Origin of the sequence: Microcystis sp. M169S2, assembly GCF_020245865.1 — a bacterium.
GTDB lineage: Bacteria > Cyanobacteriota > Cyanobacteriia > Cyanobacteriales > Microcystaceae > Microcystis > Microcystis ichthyoblabe_A.
Window position 1 is genome coordinate 1 of record NZ_JADBUB010000135.1, and the last position, 21783, is coordinate 21783.

Annotated in this window: 20 protein-coding genes and 1 pseudogene; 7 read left to right on the plus strand and 14 right to left on the minus strand. The window is 43.0% G+C overall.

Translation table 11 applies throughout. The features are described from left to right. Positions 1 to 171 precede the first annotated feature (171 nt). A complete protein-coding gene (locus IM485_RS13900) occupies positions 172 to 924 on the minus strand; it encodes a tetratricopeptide repeat protein (RefSeq protein ID WP_287743795.1) in 753 nt (250 codons plus the stop codon). A 44-nt stretch (positions 925 to 968) separates the two neighbouring features. Between IM485_RS13900 and nblB the strand changes: the two genes are divergently transcribed. Continuing rightward, positions 969 to 1634: a phycobilisome degradation protein NblB gene (gene nblB / locus IM485_RS13905; protein ID WP_287661691.1), complete on the plus strand. Its 666-nt coding sequence runs from the start codon at positions 969 to 971 to the stop codon at positions 1632 to 1634. A gap of 73 nt (positions 1635 to 1707) precedes the next feature. After that, positions 1708 to 2799, plus strand: a complete 1092-nt coding sequence (locus IM485_RS13910; protein WP_287743799.1) for a tetratricopeptide repeat protein — start codon at positions 1708 to 1710, stop codon at positions 2797 to 2799. A gap of 148 nt (positions 2800 to 2947) precedes the next feature. Here the strand turns inward: IM485_RS13910 and IM485_RS13915 are convergent, their stop codons facing one another. Together IM485_RS13915 and IM485_RS13920 are read right to left on the minus strand one after the other, a co-directional pair. Further along, positions 2948 to 3421 (minus strand): DUF29 domain-containing protein, encoded by a 474-nt coding sequence (locus IM485_RS13915; RefSeq protein WP_104396116.1) that lies wholly within the window; start codon positions 3419 to 3421, stop codon positions 2948 to 2950. A 100-nt stretch (positions 3422 to 3521) separates the two neighbouring features. Next, a complete protein-coding gene (locus IM485_RS13920; protein WP_002801095.1) occupies positions 3522 to 4508 on the minus strand; it encodes an RNA polymerase sigma factor, RpoD/SigA family in 987 nt (328 codons plus the stop codon). A gap of 687 nt (positions 4509 to 5195) precedes the next feature. Here IM485_RS13920 and IM485_RS13925 point away from each other — a divergent pair. Beyond that, a complete protein-coding gene (locus IM485_RS13925; RefSeq protein ID WP_104396117.1) occupies positions 5196 to 6620 on the plus strand; it encodes a Ni/Fe hydrogenase subunit alpha in 1425 nt (474 codons plus the stop codon). Between the two features lie 573 nt (positions 6621 to 7193). Here the strand turns inward: IM485_RS13925 and IM485_RS13930 are convergent. The 10 genes from IM485_RS13930 to IM485_RS13975 all read right to left on the minus strand — a co-directional run bounded on the left by IM485_RS13930 (position 7194) and on the right by IM485_RS13975 (position 14565). After that, positions 7194 to 7865 (minus strand): DUF2290 domain-containing protein, encoded by a 672-nt coding sequence (locus tag IM485_RS13930; protein ID WP_287728251.1) that lies wholly within the window; start codon positions 7863 to 7865, stop codon positions 7194 to 7196. Further along, positions 7858 to 9969, minus strand: coding sequence for a DEAD/DEAH box helicase (locus IM485_RS13935; RefSeq protein ID WP_104396119.1), 2112 nt, complete (start codon positions 9967 to 9969; stop codon positions 7858 to 7860). Before IM485_RS13935 ends, IM485_RS13930 begins: the two co-directional genes overlap by 8 nt. 163 nt (positions 9970 to 10132) lie before the next feature. Beyond that, positions 10133 to 10795, minus strand: coding sequence for a Na(+)/H(+) antiporter subunit B (locus IM485_RS13940; RefSeq protein ID WP_104396120.1), 663 nt, complete (start codon positions 10793 to 10795; stop codon positions 10133 to 10135). Further along, a complete protein-coding gene (locus IM485_RS13945; protein WP_104396121.1) occupies positions 10795 to 11337 on the minus strand; it encodes a DUF4040 domain-containing protein in 543 nt (180 codons plus the stop codon). The genes IM485_RS13940 and IM485_RS13945 overlap by 1 nt, the downstream gene beginning before the upstream one ends. An 8-nt stretch (positions 11338 to 11345) precedes the next feature. Further along, positions 11346 to 11615 carry a monovalent cation/H(+) antiporter subunit G gene (locus IM485_RS13950; protein WP_002752066.1) on the minus strand — a complete coding sequence of 90 codons (270 nt, stop codon included), beginning with the start codon at positions 11613 to 11615 and terminating at the stop codon, positions 11346 to 11348. Beyond that, positions 11612 to 11863: a hypothetical protein gene (locus tag IM485_RS13955; RefSeq protein ID WP_002739224.1), complete on the minus strand. Its 252-nt coding sequence runs from the start codon at positions 11861 to 11863 to the stop codon at positions 11612 to 11614. Before IM485_RS13955 ends, IM485_RS13950 begins: the two co-directional genes overlap by 4 nt. Further along, on the minus strand, positions 11860 to 12243 hold the full coding sequence (locus IM485_RS13960; RefSeq protein ID WP_002738904.1) for a Na+/H+ antiporter subunit E: 384 nt from the start codon (positions 12241 to 12243) through the stop codon (positions 11860 to 11862). The genes IM485_RS13955 and IM485_RS13960 overlap by 4 nt, the downstream gene beginning before the upstream one ends. Beyond that, positions 12240 to 13676: a cation:proton antiporter gene (locus IM485_RS13965; protein WP_287743808.1), complete on the minus strand. Its 1437-nt coding sequence runs from the start codon at positions 13674 to 13676 to the stop codon at positions 12240 to 12242. The genes IM485_RS13960 and IM485_RS13965 overlap by 4 nt, the downstream gene beginning before the upstream one ends. After that, positions 13673 to 14020: an NADH-quinone oxidoreductase subunit K gene (locus IM485_RS13970; RefSeq protein ID WP_002796737.1), complete on the minus strand. Its 348-nt coding sequence runs from the start codon at positions 14018 to 14020 to the stop codon at positions 13673 to 13675. Before IM485_RS13970 ends, IM485_RS13965 begins: the two co-directional genes overlap by 4 nt. Positions 14021 to 14163: 143 nt before the next feature. Beyond that, positions 14164 to 14565, minus strand: a complete 402-nt coding sequence (locus IM485_RS13975) for a hypothetical protein (protein WP_287743819.1) — start codon at positions 14563 to 14565, stop codon at positions 14164 to 14166. Positions 14566 to 15046: 481 nt separating this feature from the next. Between IM485_RS13975 and IM485_RS13980 the strand changes: the two genes are divergently transcribed. Next, entirely contained in the window at positions 15047 to 16519 is a 1473-nt protein-coding gene (locus IM485_RS13980) for a leucyl aminopeptidase (protein ID WP_287743810.1), read from the plus strand. A 168-nt stretch (positions 16520 to 16687) separates the two neighbouring features. Here the strand turns inward: IM485_RS13980 and IM485_RS13985 are convergent. Beyond that, positions 16688 to 16894: pseudogene (locus IM485_RS13985) on the minus strand (IS200/IS605 family transposase); the annotation flags it as partial. A gap of 78 nt (positions 16895 to 16972) precedes the next feature. Between IM485_RS13985 and IM485_RS13990 the strand changes: the two are divergent. From IM485_RS13990 to ftsH4, 3 genes are all read left to right on the plus strand, one after another. Beyond that, on the plus strand, positions 16973 to 18187 hold the full coding sequence (locus IM485_RS13990; protein ID WP_104396124.1) for an RNA-guided endonuclease InsQ/TnpB family protein: 1215 nt from the start codon (positions 16973 to 16975) through the stop codon (positions 18185 to 18187). A 134-nt stretch (positions 18188 to 18321) separates the two neighbouring features. Continuing rightward, positions 18322 to 19506: a tetratricopeptide repeat protein gene (locus tag IM485_RS13995; RefSeq protein WP_104396125.1), complete on the plus strand. Its 1185-nt coding sequence runs from the start codon at positions 18322 to 18324 to the stop codon at positions 19504 to 19506. A 77-nt stretch (positions 19507 to 19583) separates the two neighbouring features. Continuing rightward, a complete protein-coding gene (gene ftsH4, locus IM485_RS14000) occupies positions 19584 to 21461 on the plus strand; it encodes an ATP-dependent zinc metalloprotease FtsH4 (protein ID WP_287743816.1) in 1878 nt (625 codons plus the stop codon). The last annotated feature ends 322 nt before the right edge of the window (positions 21462 to 21783 follow it).

Below are 21783 nucleotides of genomic sequence, written 5' to 3' on the forward strand. Positions count from 1 at the left end.
CCTAAACCATCCATCGCTGGAACCACGCTAACTATCGGGCTATGAAGCACCAAGCTCGCCTTGGTCTTAACTGTCCGAACAGTCTCATTTTATCTTTGATAGCGTTATTCTATATCCTATTGAATTTCCTTCAGTTTCTTTTACCCTGAAGGTGCCTAGCGCTGTCGGTCGCTAACTAGATAGTAACTTTTCGACTAATTTAATTTGCTCCTGACTAAAACCAGCTTCCTTCAGGTGTGCCAGAAACCATTTTTGTCGATAACGACCGTCTAAATCCCTAGCCTTTCTATAGGTATCCTGCGCTTTTTTACTATCACCTTTATCTAAATAAATCATTGCCAAAGCCACAAGAGGATGGGGATTATTTGGCTCTAATTTGACTGCTTTTTTAGCGTTATTAATAGCTAAATCAAAATCTTTTAAGCGATGATAGGCGAGAGATAAATTATAGTAGGCGATTTCATTATCGGGTTTTAAATTAGCGGCTTTAGTATGAGTGCCTACGGCTTTTTCAAGATGACCCGCCACTAGATAAACAATACCCAAAGCATTATAAGCCGCCACATGATCGGGAGCAATTTTAATCGTTTCTTCGAGGGTTGTTTGTGCCGCTAAAGGTTGTTTAGCTAGGTGTTGTGTCCATCCTAAAATTACTCTCCCGTCTAGATGATTGGGGTTTAACTGTAGCGATTTTTTTAAAGCCTCAATACTTTTGATAAAATCTCCCTGTTGACGATACTGTAATCCCAATTGACGATAACGATTAGCGGCCTTAATCTCCGATGCGGAAATAATCGGACTGGGAGAAGGAGAAACGATTATCTTAGCCGTCGGTTCTTTTTTAATAGGAGAGGGGGGACTACAGCCCCAAAAAACCGGGGAACTAAACATGATCAAAATAGTCAGGAGTCGATAACTATTCATGGGACAATTAATACCAGTCCAATTGTTAAGGGTGTCATCAAATTATGAATTATTCCCCTGAATCCGTGCAACGGCTGCTCGATTCCAATGATTATGGCGATCGCTTATCAGGAGTTAATCAACTGCGTTATTTAGCCTCAGAAATCGCCTTCGAGATGTTACAGCCTTTAATTAACGATAGTAACGCTAGGGTGCGTTATTCGGCGGTAAGTCAGCTAGATGTCCTCGGTGGTCAGAATCTTGATCTGGCCTTAACTATTTTACGTGATCGTTTGTTAAATGATCCCGAAGCAGACGTGAAAGCGGCCGCGGCCGATGCGATCGGGGGGTTAAAATTAACGGCAGCCTACGATGATCTGGTGGCCGTCTATCAACAATCCTCCGACTGGTTAATTCAATTTAGCATTGTGGCGGCCTTGGGCGAATTGGGGGAACCCCGGGGCTTTGAACTGCTCGAAATCGCCCTAAACTCCGATAATGAATTGGTAAAAACGGCCGCCGTTAGCGCTTTTGGGGAACTAGGCGACCCTCGCGCCGTCTCTTTACTCGTTCCCTTGGCTAATGATGATGACTGGCAACTGCGCTATCGTCTCGCTCAAGCTTTAGGCCGCTTAGGGGGGGAAGATGCGATCGCTGTTTTGACCCAGTTAACCGGCGACAAAAGCGCCCAAGTCGCCCAAGAGGCCCGCAATAATCTCGTACAAGGGTGATGCAAAATAGTTGATTTTTGTCAATACCATTTACAATAAACTTTAATTAAGAATCGTTAACAAAGGTAAAGCGATGAAACAATTTACCCGTTTAATCTTGCTCGTCGGTCTTCTCGCGGGGGGCTGTTTCTCTGCCTCAATTGCGATCGCTGATAATCCGGCGGGGGCAATCGTGAGCAAGGATTCACAGGTTAACGAACTACTGCGTCAAGCGCGGCAATTGGTCAAAAATGGCAATTATGGGGAAGCTATAGCCGTTTACGAGCGGGCTGCCGCCCTTGATGGCAATAATGCCAAAATTTTCTCTGGGATTGGCTTTTTACAAACGCGGCAAGGGGATTATAACGCCGCCGCCCAAGCATACCAAAAAGCTTTAAGTCTCGATCCGAGTAATCCCGACTTTTTCCATGCTCTCGGTTATAGTTTGGCTAATATCGGTGATTATGACAATGCAGCCACCGCTTACTACTACGCTATCCAAATAGAACCGAAAAACGTCCAACACTACCTCGGTTTAGGGGTGGTGTTATTACGCCAAAAAAACTATGCTAAAGCGGGCGAAGTTTACCAATGGGTTTTAGCTCTCGACCCCAATAATCAGCAAGCTCACGAAATCATGGGCAAAGCTTTGATAGAACAGAATAAAAGCAGCGAAGCCCTCGATTTTCTCCAAAAATCCCTGCAAAGATTCCCTAACAATAGTGAATTAAGATTGCAACTGGCCAGCCTTTTGCTCAAACAGGGCGATTTAAATGGCGGAACCCAGATTTTAAAAGAAATAGAACGACAAAATGCAGGAAATTTTTTAATTCAGCTAAAAATAGGGATTTTACTCGAAAAACAAGAGCGTTTTGACGAAGCTCTCCCCTTTTATCGTCGGGCTGTTTTCCTGCAGCCCCAATCTTTGGAAGCACAAGCGGGAATCGGTCGCATCCATCTGGCCAGAAAAGATTATCTTGCAGCAATTATCGCCTATCAAGATTTGGCCGAAATCGCCCCCAATAACGCCGATGTCTATCTTAATCTCGGTCGGGCCTACGCGGGCCGAGGACGAAAAAGAGAGGCGGAGGAGGCTTTTAAGCAAGCGCGAGCGGTTTATGTGCTGAAAAATAATCAATCCGGCCTCCAGGAAGTGGATGCCCTGCTGAAGAAGTTGCTTGAGTAAAACCAGATCAGTGATCAGTTTTCAGATTTGAGTTTTCAGATTTGAGTTTTCAGATTTGAGTTTTTAGTTCACTGATGCGATCACGGCAAAAAGCTCTTTTCTCCCAACTCTAGCCCAGTCTTAAGGAGTGATTTAGATAGTCAATAGTTTATTCCCAATCGATCGGCAGCCATTGATGATCTAAAACCTGTTCGAGATTAAAAATTATCTGACTGGGTAAACCGCCGGGGGATAAACCCATTTTTTTCCGGACGGCCTCTAAAGCTGTATGGTAGGATGGCTCAAAAACCTCCCGAAGATAGGGCTTTAAACTAGGACTATCCTTCAGTAAATCTTGGATTTCTGCCCGAAAATTATTGATTTCTCCATGACCATGATTACCATTCCGGTCTCTTTCCAATTGCCAGTAAGTTAATTTGAGTAAATGTTCTAGGAGACGAGTTAAAAGACTTTTGAGCGCGTGTCTTTCACTTCTCCCCATCGATTCAATCTCCTCAATTAAATTGTCTAAATCCACCTCGGCAAACTGGCCTTTTTTTAATTGTTCTGCCGTGGTTTTTAGCCAGAGATAAAAATCTTCTTCGTATAGTGTTGGGGTCGCTGTTTCTGTCGATCTAGTCATGACGGAACTGCCACAGGTGAAAACTAATCGGGATTCTATATTAATTAAACCCAAAAAAAAGAGAGCTTGAACTCTCCTTCTTGGTTATTTGCTAATCTTACTAACTAGCGACAATATATTCCTTGACGTTGGCCCGGCGACGGCGCAAATGGGCCAGGGCCTGGTGTTCTAATTGTCGGACTCGTTCCCGGCTGATATTCATTCTCTGGCCGATTTTGGCTAGGGATAACTCTTTGCCATCGGTTAAACCAAACCGGAGAGTAATTACTTCCCGTTGTTGGGGAGTTAATTCGGCCAGGAGATTGGCTAAGTCTTGCCGTAATAACTCTTGGGTGATGAAGGTATCGGGAGAAACTCCGCTATCTTCTAATAATTCCGACAATTCCGTATCTTGGTTATCGCCGACGCGCACATCAAGGGAGATGGGTTGACGAGCCATACTGAGATATTCGCGGATTTGAGCGGGTTCTAGCTCTAATTCCAGGGCAATCTCGGCGGGAGTGGCACTTCTGCCCAGTTTTTGGGCGAGTTCGCGCTGGGTTCTTTTGATTTTGTTCAGTTTTTCGGTGATATGGATCGGTAAACGAATGGTGCGGGCTTGTTGAGCGATCGCACGAGTAATCGCTTGCCGAATCCACCAGTAAGCATAGGTAGAAAATTTATAACCTTTGGTGGGATCAAATTTCTCTACACCTCTTTCTAATCCCAGACTACCCTCTTGAATTAGATCCAGGAATTCCATGTTCCGCTTTTGATATTTTTTGGCGATCGCAACCACCAAGCGGAGGTTAGCTTCAATCATTTTCCGTTTAGCTCGATCGCCGGTTTTCAAGGCGCGATCCAGTTCATTTTCGCTTAAATTCACCGAATCCGCCCACTCCAAGCGATCTGGTTCCCGTCCTAATTGCTTCGATAGTGCTTCTTTCGCTTCTAACAGGCTCATCATCCGTTGGACTTGTTTGCCGTAAATAATTTCTTGTTCGTGAGTTAGGAGGGGAACTCGCCCAATTTCGTGCAGATAGGTACGCACCATATCGGCATTGAGGGTGGGCTGTGGTTGAGTTTGGTTGGTTTTTGCGGTGGGCATTGGTTTGGTGGTGACTCCTTGACACAGAAAAAGTCTGTTACTATTCCGACTCGCGGGTGAGTCTGGCTTATCTGAAGTCGGTATGAGTTCGATCGGAATTTCTTTGATTGTATCCTGCGCTTTTAGACGCGGGCAATCCCCTAAAGGTTCAAAGTTAATTCATTCTTTGGTATGATGTTAAGTTTATGCTTTTTCCCCCAACATCTAGAACAAAAGTATTATAGACTAGAACTATCAACTACAATCGCTTGTTTTTGGGTCGCTTTTTCCTGAATCATCGGCAGTGCCGCTTATACTTTTAGGTAAGATTACAAGACAAAAAGGTGGTTTTCCCGATTAGCCTTCAACAATCCGGCTGACTTCCGACCCTTCCACCCTCAGCTTTGAGAGGAAGACTGACAGCCGAGAACCGACTTCTATATATATAATGACCGATCAACACCAGCAAAGTGAGATGTAATCATTGCGGATTTCCGAACTATTTTCTGTAGTATTTGCTACAAAATTTTAATTTTTTTTCCGATTCTCAATCGGAAAAAATTGTTATAAAAATTAGGATTGCTAGAGGGGTAATAACTATCATAGAGACAGCAGGGCGGAGATCGGGATAAATTATCGTTGAAACCAAGCTCGATCGCACTCTCCACAATACCGTTCTGTGGAACTCCTGAACAATGAGGACTTACTATGACTAAAACCGTCGTTATCGATCCCGTCACCCGGATCGAAGGCCATGCCAAGATCTCGATTTTCCTTGACGATGGGGGGGAAGTGGATGACGTGCGTTTTCATGTGGTCGAGTATCGTGGTTTTGAGAAATTCTGCGAGGGACGGCCGATGTGGGAGATGGCGGGAATTACTGCCCGAATTTGCGGCATTTGCCCCGTTAGTCACCTACTTTGTGCCGCCAAAACCGGAGATAAAATTCTAGCGGTGCAAATCCCCCCTGCGGGTGAAAAACTGCGGCGCTTGATGAATTTGGGACAATTAACCCAATCCCATGCTTTAAGTTTTTTCCATCTTAGCAGTCCCGATTTTCTGCTTGGTTGGGAAAGTGATCCCGCTAAACGGAATGTTTTCGGTTTAATCGCCGCCGATCCCGACCTAGCGCGAGCAGGCATCCGTTTACGTCAATTTGGACAGAAAGTTATTGAACTTTTGGGAGCAAAAAAAATTCACCCCGCTTGGTCTGTCCCGGGGGGTGTGCGTTCTCCCTTAAGCGAAGAAGGGCGACAATGGATTAAAGAACGACTGCCGGAGTCTAAGGCGACTCTTTACACGGCTTTAAACCTGTTTAAAGGACTTCTAGACAATTTAACCACAGAAATCGCCGCTTTTGGTAATTTCCCTTCTCTGTTTATGGGATTGGTCGGTAAACGGGACGAGTGGGAACACTACGGCGGTCATATTCGTTTTACCGATAGTCAAGGCAATATCGTGGCCGATAACCTGAGCGAAGATAATTATCGCGATTATATCGGCGAATCAGTGGAAAAATGGTCTTATTTGAAGTTTCCCTACTATAAACCCCTTGGTTATCCCAACGGTATCTATCGGGTTGGTCCGTTGGCCCGCTTAAATGTTTGTTCCCATTTTGGCACGGAGGAAGCGGATATTGAGTTACGCGAATATCGCCATCGGGTCGGTGGTGTAGCAACCTCTTCTTTTTACTATCATTATGCTCGTTTAGTGGAGATCTTGGCTTGTTTAGAACAGATTGAACGTTTAATCGACGATCCCGATATAGTTTCTCCACGCTGCCGGGCCGAAGCAGGAATTAATAATCTGCAAGGGGTGGGAGTTAGTGAAGCACCCAGGGGTACTTTATTCCATGATTATAAAGTGGATGAAAATGGTTTGATTGAAACGGTGAATTTAATTATTGCCACAGGTAATAATAATTTGGCGATGAATCAAACGGTGAAACAAATCGCCCAACATTATATCCATGGTGGCGAAATTCCCGAAGCGATGTTAAACCGCGTAGAAGCGGGTATTCGTTGCTATGATCCCTGTTTAAGTTGTTCTACTCACGCTATGGGACAAATGCCGCTACAGCTAGAGTTAGTTAATGCAGCCGGTGAGGTGATTAATACTCGACAAAGGGGTTAATTATCTAAGTTGTTAGGGTGTTAGGAAATAGCGACAATTCCTCCTAACACCCGGCGCTATTTCATTCTATAGCGGTTCTCACACCTGTGTGGCACAGTTAAACCTTTGCTGATTAAGCTTTTCAACATTAATAATGTACCTCGTGCGAACAGGAAACGCTATAGATGATATAATATTGAGGTAAAACAGACCTCTTGCAAAAATCAAAAATCTTCCGTTAGGTGAGGAGTCTCCGAGCCAGTAGTCAGGAGTCAGGAGAATTAAGAATGAGTATTAATCAATTAAATGCTCTATTTAGGGATTTTATGCAATTTTATGTCTATTTTTCTCATTTTTGCACTCTCAAAAATTAATTAGGGTTTGCTGAAAAAGTGTATTGGTGGGGTTAGGAGTCAGGAGTCAGTAGCCGGTCGTTTCAGGCTTTGTTGCCCTTGTTTTTGTACAAGCTTGTGTACTACAAGAAGGATAATGCAAGGTTTTTGAATGTCCCAATCCTATTTTCTTGCACTAACATCGGATTTTAACAGGTCAAAAGCCTTATTTTAAAAGGGTTTTCCCATTATTCAGCCAACCCTATAGAGAGGGAGATTTAATAGCAAAATGTAGTATATTTTTTTCCGGTTCGGTTATGGTTTCTGGAAATCGCTGATCGTTAAAATTGATCTGCTCGGAATATAGATGATAGGCTGTATTGTAAAAGTTACGAAGGATAAAAGCAATAAATACACTGGGTGTTAAAGGGGAGGACACTGGAATTCGGCAGTTTTTGAATTGTCCTAGGGTGAGATGACATCTGGGGTGATGAATCTCTTGAAAATTATCAGGATCGTAATCAAATCTAATCGGTACAGCTACAATATTTTTGGCGATAATATCGGCAAATATCTCATCTTCTTCATATAGTTCTGGCTCATTTTGAAAAGATTCTAAATAAGGGGATGAGAAGAACGCTAGTCTATGGGATAATAACTGCGATCCTTGGAAGCGATAAAGTAATTGAATCAAGGCTCCATCAATCATTTTAATATTATAATTCTTACTGCGATTAAGCTCATCATAAATATCTTGATAGGCAACATTTTTTAGGGCAATGGATAAGTCGGAACTATTGGCATAGCTAATCTCAGAAATATTTTGACTCAATTTATTCAAAGTCGGAAAGTTCTGCTGACTTGATAATCCTACTTCTATCAATTTAGCCGTTAAATTTTTAACATCTTTAAAGATATTCTGAACATTAAGCATTTCTAGACGATTCTTCTAGTATTTTTATTTCATCTGCTGAAAATCGTATTTCACCCCGTTTAGCCTTAGCTAATATTGCTTGCTTTTCCCTGTCATTTTTATCTCTCTTGGTATTAAGAGTATCTCGATAAACCTTCTTCATTTGTTGAAGTTCTTCGGGGGTTGGATAGGTAAACTCAAGAGCAAAATTTCTCGATTTAATTTCCTGAAATTCCCTCTCTAAAGCTTGCATATTTGCTCCATAACCAATAACTCTTAACCAAGCTTTACTTCTAGTCATCGCTGTAAATAAAATATTGCGTTTACTAGCAATTTCTGATGGTGAACCAGAGAAACCTTCTTGAGCGTTAATGAAATAAACCATTGCCGCTTCATTGCCTTTTGCACGATAAATCTGTGTAAAAGCAATCGAGTTTTCTTGAAAAAACTCATCGGGAGAAGATGTGCTGCCTGCTAAATGAGAATTAATATTTTTTGTAAATAACATTTCTCTAGCTTTTCCAAAAACGTTGCGAGCATTTTTAGGTATTGGATGGATAACCATAATATCTTGGCATCTTAATTCATCTTCGTTGAGATTCTTTGCAATTTGTTCCACTAGCCATTCAAGTTGCTCCTGATTGTTATCGAAAGATTTAAAGTTGATAATATCATCGATGGAAGAATGGTCTTCAAGGAATTTAGGACTGGTTTTCGAGGTTCTAATCAGTTTAACAAATTCTCCTGATTTTAATTCTCCTTCTTCAACCTCATAACCAATATCTTGCCATAATTGAGGATTATCAAACATTTGAATTATTCCCTTTGGATAATAAACTCCAAAACCTAGAGCATGAGCAGAGGAAAGAATAGGACGAGAATTTCTGTAACAAGTATTTAAAACTACATCTTGTTGGGGTTCGCTGGGTAAATTCTCCAATTTAACTCTAGGATTACCATGGTTATCATTTCCAAAAATAACTTCGGGAGAATCCATGACTTTACTATTTAAGCTTTGCAACTCATCATAGGCATAAACTAAACGTTTATCATCTTTCAAGATTTCATAGCAGAGTCTTAAGAAGTCTTGAGGAAAATCTTGAGCTTCATCAATTAAAATAACATCATAATATTGATGAAAATTTTTAATCTCTCGCAAGGCTTTTTGACAGGCAAAGTCAAAAGGTTCTTCATGCGAATATGTTAGGTTGTCTGCTTGACTAAAATCTAAATATTCAATATTATGTCGTTTACATAGCTCATAATAAATTCCTTCTATCTTAGGACTTCCCCACGCATGAATAATTTTTACTTTTTCCCAGTCTGGTTCGGAATTTTTATGCTCATAACTAAACCGAGTAATTAAATCTTTGTATTGATCCTTTAACGAGCGTGTATAGAAGGTAACAGCAATATTCCAATCGGGATGAGTTGCATGAAGATAAGCTACTTTCAGCGCTAAGACAATTGTTTTTCCCGAACCTGCTAAACCTCTGATTCTTTGTACACCTTTAGTGGTTTCTAAAACAGCCTTATTTTGAGTTTCATCAAGATTAGCGATAGAATCTTCTAATTTTTTTAACTTTGCTCCCCTAGAATCTGGTTTAACAACATAACTGCGAGCGTCTTTTTTTCTAATGGTTGTAACAGCTTGTATAACTGAGTTGACTTTCTCGAAATATTCAGAATCATTGCCTTGACATTTCTTGATAAAATCATCAATATCTTTATCTTTAATAAGAACAGGATATTCCTCTGGGTTAATTGCTTCTGGATAATTATTCCAAATCGGTGCATAGGTGGCTACAGAAATGTTAACTATTAGCTTTCTTTTTTGAACAAGCTCTTTATAAGACAGCAGTTTTGCTTCTAACTTGGTTATGCTCTCGTCTTGAGTGCCTTCAATATCCAAATCATAATTTTTTCCCTCATCAATATTAAAAATAATAATCCCTTGCTGACGAGAGACTAATAGAGCATCAATTTGATATCCTCCTTGGGGAGTTCCAATAATAGGATAGCCGATATACAATGTTCCCTCTATATCTGTTCTTTCCTCAAAATATTTAGCTAATCTTTGAGAAGATACAGGTTTAGCTGAAGAACCGCGAATAACGTTAACCATAATTTTTACCTCGGGAGTTCTTTTAGCAGAATCATTAGATGCCTATTGATTCTTGAGGAGGGCAACAAAATTACTATAGCATTTTTTCAACCATCAAGTCATGTTATGCTCATCGGTTAATCCCCAGTTTTGACCTAAAGCTATAAATATAGATATTAACCTCTCACAATAAACCGCGATAGCGGATAAAAACGAGGATTACTGCCCAGGAACCTAAAGCTACTTTAACGGCAACTAAAATGTTTAGTATTGGTAAAATGCCGCCACTAAATAGCGCTCCTAATTCCCCGTGGGGTAACTCAAATCCTGAGAGAGTAATGGCGGCTAAAACAATAAAAACTAAGACGGAAATTTTCTCCCATGTTGCCGCTTGCCAACGGCGATAAATTGCTTGCATCCATTCGGGAGATGAGGTAATTGCTATTAAGCCAATTGCCGTACCTCCGGCGACTCCGGCGGCAAAACCTCCCCCCGGACTTAAATGTCCGCGGATAGCTAATTCAATGCCCACTAAAGCGGCAATTGTTGACCCCAAATGGGCTAAAATAATTGAAGGTTGGTCGGTAAATTGATGGATTTTACTGGCGGGTTTTTCGGTGGCTAAAAGAAAATTTGCCCCCATAATCGCAATGGTAAAAACAACCACTTCATAGATGGTATCGTAGAGACGATTACGAAAAATAACCACCGAAACCGCATTAGGAACACCGCCATCGCGCACCAGGGATTCAACAATTTCTAAGGATGATATAGAGGAAGCAGTATTGGGAATAATTACCATTTTGACAGCGAAGGCAATAGCGGCTAGAGTATAAATCCATTTCATTAGTGTTTCTCCTCTAATTTGGGGGTTTCAATACAGGTTAAAATCGTGTTGGCTGCCGTTAATTCATTTTTAAAAATATCGTAGAGATAGGGTAATCTAATTGTGGTTTCGTAGGGGATAGTTTCTGGATTGTCTTGACGGATACAGACGGCATGAATATCTTTATCCCTAAGTGCCTGTTGCAAAGCTTGTTTATCACTGTAGGCAACTAATTCTAACCGCATAAAACGTTTACTTAAAACCGTTTGTAGTTGAGTTTTTAACTGTTCTAAAACTGTATCGTTTTCCTCAGCAATTACTCCTAAACGCATCACTAAAGAGGAACGAATCGCCACCGCGTAGAGAGTTACGGCTAACATGGTTCCCATCAAAGCTTCGGTTAAAGATACATCTGCTGCCCCTAATAAAGCATAGACTAAGGCTGCTATTGCTCCCAAAACTCCGCGAATTACTAAAGCTTGGTAGGGATTGGATTGTAACATCACCATCGCCGCAGTTAAAGGCAAGAGGGCAACAATAACATAGAGATAACTTTCATTCATCTTTAATTTTACTCTCGATCGCTAGAAGTATAAGCCAAAACGTAGCCTAACATGGTGTTCCAAATTGCTAGGGAAATTATTGCCAATAATAATAAAGGCCAATTTTGGGGAACTTTCAAAAGTAGCCCGAAAATAATCGCCATCGAACCCAAAGTATCAGCGACAGATAGACCATGTAATTTATATAATACCGAGCGCTTGTCTAAAAGATGCGCCGTTCCCCAAAACCAGAAAAAAACTCCGATAGCGATGCAGATATAACTGAAAATGTCAATCATGATTCGTTCAATCGTTTAAGAATTTGTGCTAATAACATAAAACCGGCATTACCAACACTGAGAATAATCACTGCTACCACTCCAATCATCCAATCATCCCGCAGAACCGACACCACTAGAATAATAATCGATGATTTACTGGAAGCACTGGCAAAGGCGGCCATTTTTTGCCAGATGTCATCATTTTTTGCCACTTCATAAAGGGGAATTAATAGGGCGACAATCATGGCAATGAGAACAATATTCATCCCTGGGTACTCCGTTTAATTACATGAACTTCATAACCCTCATTTTCCTTATATTCGGTGACGATAGTTTTCGGGGTAAAGGTAATGAGAAATATATCCCAAAAAGCCAATCTGGGTGAACGTTTACCCGAAATTCTCTCTAAAATAATTTCTTCTTCCTTGTGGGGACGAAAGATAATTTCAAACGCTTCTTTATAAGCTTGGGGAATAGCTATAAAGACTTTAATTATTACCTTTAACCAATCGCCTAAAGTTTCGCTAGAGGCGAAATTACGGGGCAAAAGAAAAGCAATAGCCACCCCGATCATAATATTAGCGGGGGTAAAATTAGCGGTGAGCAAAAACCACATAGTTAAACGCAGAATTATATGTCCGATCATGCTAAGACCATCCAAAATAATAGAACTAACATTATACTCATCATACCGATGAGATGATCAAATTGTTCCCAGACCCGCGATAATTTTAGGGATAACTTTTTGAAAACTCCCAGATATAACCACCACCCCGCACCAATGACAGCTAAAGCTTTGATAATATTGGGGATATTATAAGCTTCAACATAGACGGCATTGGATAAAAATAGGGCGGCAAGGAGCAGAATTATTGCTGTCCAGAAACCGATAGTTAACTTCTGTTTACTTTCGCCACCCGCGTGGGGTAAAAAGATAAATTTAGCAAAGGAAATCGCCGTCCCCACCGCCACAAGATTGATCATAATCTCTTGCCAGGGGACTAAATTTTTCATCGTTAACGCTTTTGCCCCAAAACCAGATAATAAGGGGAATCCAGAGATGGAAAAACTGGCGATAACAATAGCAATCCAGAGGGAATTAGGGATCGATTGTTGCTGTAATTCTTTAAAATTGCGACTGGGTAAAACTCCCGCTAATAGAAATAGGGAAGATTTAACTAAACCGTGGGTAAGGGTATAAAAACCACTGACTACCGGGGCGGCTAAAATAAAACCCAGCTGCACGATCGTGCTAAAGGCTAACATCCGCTTGCTATCCTTTTCAAAAATCATATAGGGTACACCAAAAATCGCCGTTAGCACCCCGAAAAGCCGAATTAGTCCATCCAAATCCTCTAGGATTAAAGCACAGCGCAGGAGGGGAAAAATGCCCGCTTTTACCACCACCCCTGACATCAGCGCCGAGACAGAGGTTTCCGATTCCGAGTGTGTCATCGGTAGCCATAATCCCGAGACAAAGATTCCCCCTTTGACTAATAATCCCATGAAGATTAAAGCCAAGGCTTCGGGAGGTGCGTCCTTTAAACCAGCAAAAGCAAAGGAATTACTGGCTTTATAGACTAAAACTGCGCCAATGAGGTAAAATAACATCGCCACATTGCTGATAAACAGATAACGCAGGGCAACCCAGAGAGAGCGATCGCTGCGAGGATAGGCAATCACCAGAAAAGCGGCAATACTAATTACTTCTAAGGCAACGTAAACGCTAATAAAATCCTCACAGACGAAGACAGAATTAATGCTGCCGTGGAGAATGATAGCTTGAGCGTAAAAAAAGGCGGTTTTGCTACTTTCCCAGTTATAAAGGATCACCGCCATGGTCACCAGGGCATTGGTGAGGATAAAATAGGCACTTAACTGATCGGCTACCAGTTTCACGCCATAATTATCCAGTAGGTTGAGGGTTATGGGGGAGGATTGGCTAAATAAAAGGAGAGAATAGGCGAGAGAGATAATAGTGGCTGCTAGAGCCAGATATTTGTCTAATCGCGGCAATAAATAGATGATAAAGCCGATCAAAAAGGGTAAACTTATCCAAGCGATCGTTAAAGTATTCATGGTGTGTTATTTTTTTCTATCTCGCTGCTGTCGAGGGTGGGGTTATCTTTGGCTAATTTCATCACTCCCACCAGCATTAACGCCTGAATGGAAAAACCGATGACGATCGCTGTTAAAATCACTGCTTGGGGTACAGGATCGGCGTAATTTTGCTGTTTAACTGTACCGAGGATGGGAGTAAATAAACCGTCACGGGAAGAAATCACCACATAGTAGGCGATAACGCCCGTACTCATGACATCCATGGCGATAATCTTCATGATTAAGTTTTTTTTCAGGAATGTTCCTAAAAATCCGCACAAAACGGTGGCGAATACAAACAACTCTAGCAGGGGAATCGTCACTGGGCTTCTTGATTAGATTTGGTTATGAGTCAAAATACTTTTTCTAATTATCCTCGATCGAGTCCCAATTGATCAAAAAATTCTCAGGCTTTGCCGCTTCTTCCTTGAATCATCGGTGAATTGGTGAAGATCTATAGTTACTATTAGCTAAAAGCTAGGAATGAGGGAGCTAATTGGGCTAGAATTGAAAGGAACAACAGCATTAATATAACAGCCATCATACCGACGAGATTATCAAATTGTTCCCAAGCTGTTGATAATTGTAAGGACAGCTTTTTAAATATCCCTAGATACAACCCCCAACCGATAGCAATAATCCCTAAAGCTTTGCTGATATTTCCCAGATTGTAGGCATCGAAATAGACAGCATTGGCTATAAATAAGGCAGTTAACAATATTATTATTCCTAACCAACCACTCAAGGTTAACTTTCTCCCAGTGGAAACTTTTGCGTGGGGTAAAAAGATAAATTTAGCAGTGGCGATCGCTGTACCTACGGCTGCTAAATTGATGGCTACCTCTTGCCAAGGTAATAAATTTTTCATCGTTAACGCTTTCACCCCAAAACCAGATAATAAGGGGAATCCAGAGATGGAAAAACTGGCGATGACAATAGCAATCCAGAGGGAATTAGGGATGATCGCTACAGTAATTTTTTTGTCCTTTGGCTAGAGCGATTTCATCAATTCCTAGTCTTTTTAATTCCGATAAGTCTGGCTCTGTAATTTCGGTTCTTCGGTTTGTGTTATGCAATGAACGGGGGTTATAAGGAATGAAACCCTTATAGAGACAGACATTACCGCAATTTTTGTCAATTGTTTGCGCTCTGAAGCGAACTAATCAATTAAATCCCTTGCCAGATAAAGATTTAGTCGATTTATGCCCCCCTATCGAACCATAGCAAGTCCCGAAGAGCCTGATTAACAAAGGCGGTCGGCAGGGGGCAGGAGTCCGTTTTTATAACTGATAGAGCTTACAGTATAGTGATTAATAGAAGCAATTTGCAAAGAATTATCGAGATAAAGAATGGATATTCGATCGACTGACACCTCGCTCCTTACTTGGACAGGAGATACTTTAGCCCTAGGTTTATCAGAAGGAGCCATAGAGATTGCAGGAGAATTGGCAGAATTAAACGATAAACTGGGGGGAAACCTAGGGGATCTCATCTCCGAGACGGAATTCGAGGGAAAATTAGGCAGCAGTGCGGCGACTCGTCTAGGTGGTGGTCCGATTCGCAAATTAATCCTGGTGGGATTGGGAAAAACTGCCGATTTCGACCTGCAAACCCTGCGTCTAGCGGCTGCTGCCATCGCTCGTCTGGCCAAACAACAAAAAAGCCAAGCTCTGGCCATCAGTTTACCGGTAGTTGGCGATCAGTCCGCCACCGCCGGAGCAATCGCAGAAGGGCTACTACTGGCCAATCATCAGGATACCCGCTTCAAGTCCACTAAAGAGGAAAAAGGAGCCAAATTAGAAACCGTCGAGTTATTGGGTTTAGGAGAGCAAGCATCGGCGATCGCCAAAGCCGAGCAGATCTGTTCTGGGGTGATTCTGGCCAGAGAATTAGTCAATGCTCCCGCTAACACCGTTACCCCCTTAACCATGGCAGAAACCGCCGAGCAAATTGCCGCCGAATACGGATTAAGTCTCAAAATTCTGGAACAAGAAGAATGCGAAAGCTTGGGTATGGGAGCCTTCCTAGGAGTGGCCAAAGCCTCGGATATTCCCCCAAAATTCCTTCATTTAATCTATAAACCCCAAGGAAACCCGAAACGTAAACTAGCAATCGTCGGTAAAAGTCTAACCTTTGATTCCGGCGGTTTGAATATAAAAGGGGCCGGTAGTGGCATCGAAACCATGAAAACGGATATGGGAGGTGGTGCCGCCACCCTAGGCGCAGCCAAGGCGATCGCCCAATTACGGCCAGAAGTGGAAGTACACTTTATCTGTCCGGCTACGGAAAATATGATTAGTGGTCGCGCTATGCACCCCGGGGACATTTTAACCGCTTCTAACGGCAAAACTATTGAAGTCAATAACACCGATGCCGAGGGACGATTAACTCTGGCCGATGGCTTGGTTTTTGCGGAAAAATTAGAGGTGGATGCGATTGTGGATCTAGCCACTTTAACCGGGGCCTGTGTCGTCGCTTTGGGGGACGATATCGCCGGTTTATGGAGTAGCGATGAGAGTCTCGCAGCTCAAATCCAAGAGGCCGCTAAATTAGCCGGCGAAAAATTCTGGCCGATGCCCCTAGAAGAAAAATATTTCGAGGGGCTGAAGTCTCCAATTGCCGATATGAAAAACACTGGCCCGCGCCCCGGCGGTTCCATTACAGCCGCTTTATTTTTGAAGCAATTCATTAATAATACTCCCTGGCTCCACCTAGATATCGCAGGTCCGGTCTGGTCCGATAAGGAAAATGGCGTTAATAATTCTGGGGCCACCGGTTTTCCCGTCCGCACTCTAGTTAATTGGGTAATGGCCAATAATTAAGTTATCGGTGATCGGTAAGCGGTATTAGGTGAGGAGTATTTTCACTGATTACTGTTTACCGATCCCTGAAAAATCTGCCCCACCCCTCACCCCTATCTCAAGGTCGCGAGAGGACTCCCGTTAAACTGCGTAGCGGTTAACGGGAGATGAATCGCGACCAGAATGAAACTAACGCAGTAGCCTTTCCACTTTTGGGGAGTTTTGGTTCTCGACGTATTTTTTTAGTTGTTCGACAGTAACGTCGCCACAACTAGCCACGAAATAAGCTCCCGCCCAAAAATAGGGTTTGTTGTCGAAATACTTTGCCGCCAAATCCGGAAATTCTTGTCTAATTAAGCGACTACTAACTGTTTTAAGGTTAGCGATTAGTTTGGTCCATGATTGTAATTAGTTGATATACTAGGCAGTAAGTGTTACAATTTAACTATACATCACATCACGAAACTAACGACAGTGATAACGCTTACCTACCAGTACAAACTAAAGGTAAACAAGAAACAGGAACGAGAGATTGTCCACATTCTTGATGTTTGTAAGAGCGTTTATAATTACGCGCTCTCGGAACGGAAAGATTGGTTAAACTCTCGAAAGTGTCTTGCGGATCGCTGTTCGCTAGTTTCTGAGTACATAATTCCTGCGGATCAACCCTATCCAAATTACTTCGTTCAAGCTAAAAATCTAACGGAAGCTAAAAAAGTTTACCCGATATTAAAGACGGTTAACGCTCAAGTCTTACAGCAAGTTTTAAAAACTGTAGATAAAGCGTTTGACCATATAAAATCGAAAGGCTTCGGCTTTCCTAGATTTAAGAAAAAGATGCGAAGTTTTGTTTTCCCCGCGCTCTCGAAAAATTTTCTAGGTGACGAATACTTAAATTTTCCACAATTGGGAAAAATTCGGATTAGGAAATCTAGGGAGTACCCGTCTGGGTTTGAGCCTAAACAAGCTCGAATTATCCAAAAAGCGTCGGGATTTTACGTTTTGGTTTCTTTCCAATCTACGGAATTAGTTCCCGATATGACAGTAGGGAAGACCTGTTTAGGAATTGACGCGGGAATTGAGAGTTTTGTCGCTACTTCACGGGGAGATTTAATCAAAGCCCCTCGATTTTTGTTGAAAGTACAGAGTCAGCTTAAATTGCTACAAAGACGCTTGAAACATCAAGTCAAAGGCTCGAACAATTGGTTGAAACTCCAAGATAAGATAGCGAGATTACACGAAAAAGTGTCTAATACTCGTAGAGATTGGCATTTTAAGTTAGCTCATTACCTTTGCGATCTCGCTGATAATATCTTTGTTGAAGATATTAACTTCGTTTCCTGGTCTAGAGGGATCGTTAGAAAACAATCTCTGGATTCAGGTATCGGTAGTTTTATTAACGAGATATTACCGTTTGTCGCTTGGAAACGGGGAAAATATTATCTTAAGGTTGATAAAAACGGAACCTCGCAAGAGTGTCCGAATTGTGGCGCAATTACTGGTAAAAAAGCGTTATCGGAAAGAGTTCACCGGTGTGATTCTTGCGGCCACATTGAACCGAGAGATACGGCATCAGCGAAGGTAATTGAGAACCGAGGAAAAAACGCGGTCGGACTGACCGTGTTAGAAAACGCTCGCGGAGGCGATTTGACGGGGATCGACTGGGTTAAACTCGGTCGATCTAGTTAAAAGCCTAAGAACCGAGAATCCCCCGCTACACCGCGCGAGCGGTTAGCGGGGGAGAGTCAATCCCCGATAACTGATAACTGCTAGACTAATTGGGTTACGCTTGCAAGATTAATAAAACCAGTGTCGAGATTAGAATGCAGGGACTTTTAAGAAAACTTTGGCGCGCGATCGAAAACTTTTTTACCCGACTTTTGGGGGGACAAGGGGGAAAGGGGAAAGTACAAGCGATCGAATCTGTTCCCCTAACCGATACAGATTACGAGTTTCTCTATATGCAGTTACTCGATGGAGTGTCCCACGGTTGGCACGAAGGCAGAATTCTGAGATTTTTTGAGAAACTGGGCGATCGAGGTCGGCAAAAAGATTGGGTAGAATGGTTAGAGCGCTTTGGGACCCGTCTGCAATCCTCCGCTTCCCTTAACCAACTTCTCGCCAGCAGAATGATCCGTTTAGGAGAATTAGCCCGCGCTTTCCCCGGTATTGAACGTATTGGTGAAGCTTCCTACGAGATCGGTTATCAACTCTACACCAAAGAAACTGCCACTTTAATCTGGGAATACGCCGGCGACGATGAGGACCTTGGCAGTTATTCCCTGCCGCAACCCCCAGAAAATCTCTTATATTCGGGTGAAACTAGCGATTTTAACGGTGCTGACTCGGAAAATCCCCAATTAGAAACCCTCACCCTCGATGAATTATTTAACCGTCTGCACAACGATCCTACCCTAGCGGGCCAAATGGCCGAACAATTAGGCATCGAAAATAAGGACGCAGAAAGCATTATTAATAGTCTGATCGCTCAATTTTCCCCCCAGGAGGGTAAAAACCCTGAAACTGCCGCAGATTGGTTTAATCAGGGCTTAGAACAGGCAAATTTAGGCAATTGGTCAAATGCGATCGCTGATTGGGAACAGGCCTTGACGATCGATCCCCAATTAGCCTCGGCCTGGCATAATCGTGGTGGTGCCTTAGCCATGATCGGTAACTACGAAGAGGCGTTAAATAGTTATGATCGCGCCCTAGAAATCACCCCCAACGATCACCAAGTCATTAACGCTAGAGGCAGCGCCCTATACGGACTGCAACGTTGGCAAGAAGCTTTAGAATGTTGGCAACAGGTGCTAGAAGCGGACGATAATTTTTATCAAGCTTGGTACAATCGCGGCAGTACCCTAGAAAATTTGGGCGAAACCCAAGCAGCGATCGCCTGTTACCAAAAAGCTTTAGGGATTGCGCCGGATTTTGAGCTTGCCCAAACCCGTCTAGAGGCTTTACTAGGGCAAAAACCGCCCGAAGACGACGGTAATCCCCCCGCCTGATTCAATCTGAACTTGAGCAGTCAACAGCCTACAATGGGGGAAGTATAGAGACTAATTTTAATGAATCAGGCCCAGCAATGAGTATAAAAAGCAAACCTCCTTCACAATCCCGCCTGATCGGTAATGTTTTATTAGCCGTGGGCGGCTTATTTCTGATTGTTAACCTCCTTTTTCCGCAATTATTTGGCCCTAGCGTCCCCAAAGTTCCCTATAGTCTTTTTATCGACCAAGTGGAAGATGGCAACGTCGCTAGGGTATCCGTAGGACAGAATGAGATTCGTTATCAGCTTAAAAACGACCAAGAGGGCAACTACGGACGAATTTTCAGCACTACACCGATTTTTGACCTAGAATTGCCCAAACGTCTGGAAGCTAAGGGCGTAGAATTCGCCGCCGCGCCACCGCCAAAAAATGGCTGGATTGGTAGTGTCCTTAGTTGGGTGATTCCTCCCCTGATTTTTGTCGGTATTTGGCAATTTTTCCTCGCCCGCAGCGGTGGCGGTGGTCCGGCCGGGGCTTTATCGATTACCAAAAGTCGCGCTAAAGTTTATGTGGAAGGAGACACCACCAAAACCACTTTTAAAGATGTGGCCGGTGTGGAAGAAGCGAAAACCGAATTGGCCGAAATCGTCGAATTTCTCAAATATCCCCAACGTTACATTCAAATCGGGGCGCGGATTCCCAAGGGTGTCCTCCTAGTCGGTCCGCCGGGGACAGGAAAAACCCTGCTGGCGAAAGCAGTAGCGGGAGAAGCGGGAGTTTCTTTCTTTAGTATCTCGGGTTCGGAATTCGTGGAACTCTTTGTCGGTGCAGGGGCAGCCCGAGTGCGAGATCTGTTTGAACAGGCCAAGAAAAAAGCCCCCTGTATTATTTTTATCGATGAATTAGACGCGATTGGTAAATCTCGCGCTAACGGTAATTTTATGGGGGGTAACGATGAACGGGAACAGACTTTAAACCAATTATTGACGGAAATGGACGGTTTTAACGCCGGTGATGCGACGGTGATCGTGCTGGCCGCCACTAACCGCCCCGAAACTCTTGATCCCGCCCTTTTACGCCCCGGCCGTTTTGATCGCCAAGTGTTAGTTGATCGCCCCGATCTGGCCGGTCGCTTAAAAATCCTCGAAATCTACGCAGGTAAGGTAAAATTAGGCTCGGATGCGGATTTAAAACAGATTGCTACCCGTACCCCCGGTTTTGCTGGTGCTGACTTAGCTAATCTAGTCAATGAGGCCGCTTTATTGGCAGCCCGCAATCAACGCAGCACCGTCGCCCAAGAGGACTTTAATGAGGCAATCGAGCGGGTAGTGGCGGGTTTAGAGAAGAAAAGCCGGGTTCTCTCGGAAAAAGAGAAGAAAATCGTCGCTTATCACGAAGTTGGTCACGCTCTCGTCGGTGCAGTTATGCCGGGAGGGGGTAAAGTTGCTAAGATTTCGATCGTGCCTCGCGGTATGGCAGCCCTCGGTTATACCCTGCAAATGCCCACGGAAGACCGTTTCCTTATGGATGATACGGAATTACGCGACCAAATTGCTACTCTTTTAGGTGGTCGGGCCGCCGAAGAAATTGTCTTTGGTAGTATTACTACTGGGGCCGCTAATGACCTACAGCGGGCGACGGATTTGGCCGAACGCATGGTGACGACCTATGGTATGAGTAAGACTCTCGGTCCTCTAGCCTACGAAAAAGGTCAACAGAATAGTTTTCTGGGAGATGGTATGATGAATCCTCGGCGCTTGGTGAGCGATGATACGGCCAAAGCGATCGATAATGAAGTGAAAGAGATTGTCGAAAATGGTCATCAGCAGGCCTTGGATATCCTGGCTCAAAATCGCGATTTGCTCGAAGAAATTGCCCAAGAAATCCTCAGTAAAGAGGTGATTGAAGGGGAACAATTGCAAGCACTGCTCGAGCGCGTTAAACCCCTCGATCGAGAACCTGTTACTGTTTAGATTGATTTGATTTTTACCTGACCCTATCTTGAAGAAAGATGGGGTTTTTTCCTGTTATACTAAATCCAGTTATTAAAAATTGATTATTTATTCCCCTTTTTGCATGAGTGCATGAGTAGAAAACGGGTTTCTCCGAGAAACCCGTTTTCTGTGCGTTACTCAACGGATTTAGTATTAATCCCTGACAGGGGGACAAGAAGGCTGAAATCCATATAGCATAAGCTTTTCATGGTTTTAGCTCGAAAAAGTTCGCGGCACCATCTCTCACTTATTAATAATAATTCCTAGTAAGCTCGCTCCTATCCCTAATTCTTTCGTTAGC

Coding starts and splice junctions, on each gene's coding strand:
- IM485_RS13920 (WP_002801095.1), bottom strand. CDS start 4,508: ATGCCCACCGCAAAAACCAACCAAACTCAACCACAGCCCACCCTCAAT.
- IM485_RS13915 (WP_104396116.1), bottom strand. CDS start 3,421: ATGACTAGATCGACAGAAACAGCGACCCCAACACTATACGAAGAAGAT.
- IM485_RS13960 (WP_002738904.1), bottom strand. CDS start 12,243: ATGATCGGACATATAATTCTGCGTTTAACTATGTGGTTTTTGCTCACC.
- IM485_RS13910 (WP_287743799.1), top strand. CDS start 1,708: ATGAAACAATTTACCCGTTTAATCTTGCTCGTCGGTCTTCTCGCGGGG.
- nblB (WP_287661691.1), top strand. CDS start 969: ATGAATTATTCCCCTGAATCCGTGCAACGGCTGCTCGATTCCAATGAT.
- IM485_RS13995 (WP_104396125.1), top strand. CDS start 18,322: ATGCAGGGACTTTTAAGAAAACTTTGGCGCGCGATCGAAAACTTTTTT.
- IM485_RS13900 (WP_287743795.1), bottom strand. CDS start 924: ATGAATAGTTATCGACTCCTGACTATTTTGATCATGTTTAGTTCCCCG.
- IM485_RS13980 (WP_287743810.1), top strand. CDS start 15,047: ATGGATATTCGATCGACTGACACCTCGCTCCTTACTTGGACAGGAGAT.
- IM485_RS13965 (WP_287743808.1), bottom strand. CDS start 13,676: ATGAATACTTTAACGATCGCTTGGATAAGTTTACCCTTTTTGATCGGC.
- ftsH4 (WP_287743816.1), top strand. CDS start 19,584: ATGAGTATAAAAAGCAAACCTCCTTCACAATCCCGCCTGATCGGTAAT.
- IM485_RS13955 (WP_002739224.1), bottom strand. CDS start 11,863: ATGAATATTGTTCTCATTGCCATGATTGTCGCCCTATTAATTCCCCTT.
- IM485_RS13945 (WP_104396121.1), bottom strand. CDS start 11,337: ATGAATGAAAGTTATCTCTATGTTATTGTTGCCCTCTTGCCTTTAACT.
- IM485_RS13950 (WP_002752066.1), bottom strand. CDS start 11,615: ATGATTGACATTTTCAGTTATATCTGCATCGCTATCGGAGTTTTTTTC.
- IM485_RS13935 (WP_104396119.1), bottom strand. CDS start 9,969: ATGGTTAACGTTATTCGCGGTTCTTCAGCTAAACCTGTATCTTCTCAA.
- IM485_RS13930 (WP_287728251.1), bottom strand. CDS start 7,865: ATGCTTAATGTTCAGAATATCTTTAAAGATGTTAAAAATTTAACGGCT.
- IM485_RS13925 (WP_104396117.1), top strand. CDS start 5,196: ATGACTAAAACCGTCGTTATCGATCCCGTCACCCGGATCGAAGGCCAT.
- IM485_RS13940 (WP_104396120.1), bottom strand. CDS start 10,795: ATGAAATGGATTTATACTCTAGCCGCTATTGCCTTCGCTGTCAAAATG.
- IM485_RS13975 (WP_287743819.1), bottom strand. CDS start 14,565: ATGAAAAATTTATTACCTTGGCAAGAGGTAGCCATCAATTTAGCAGCC.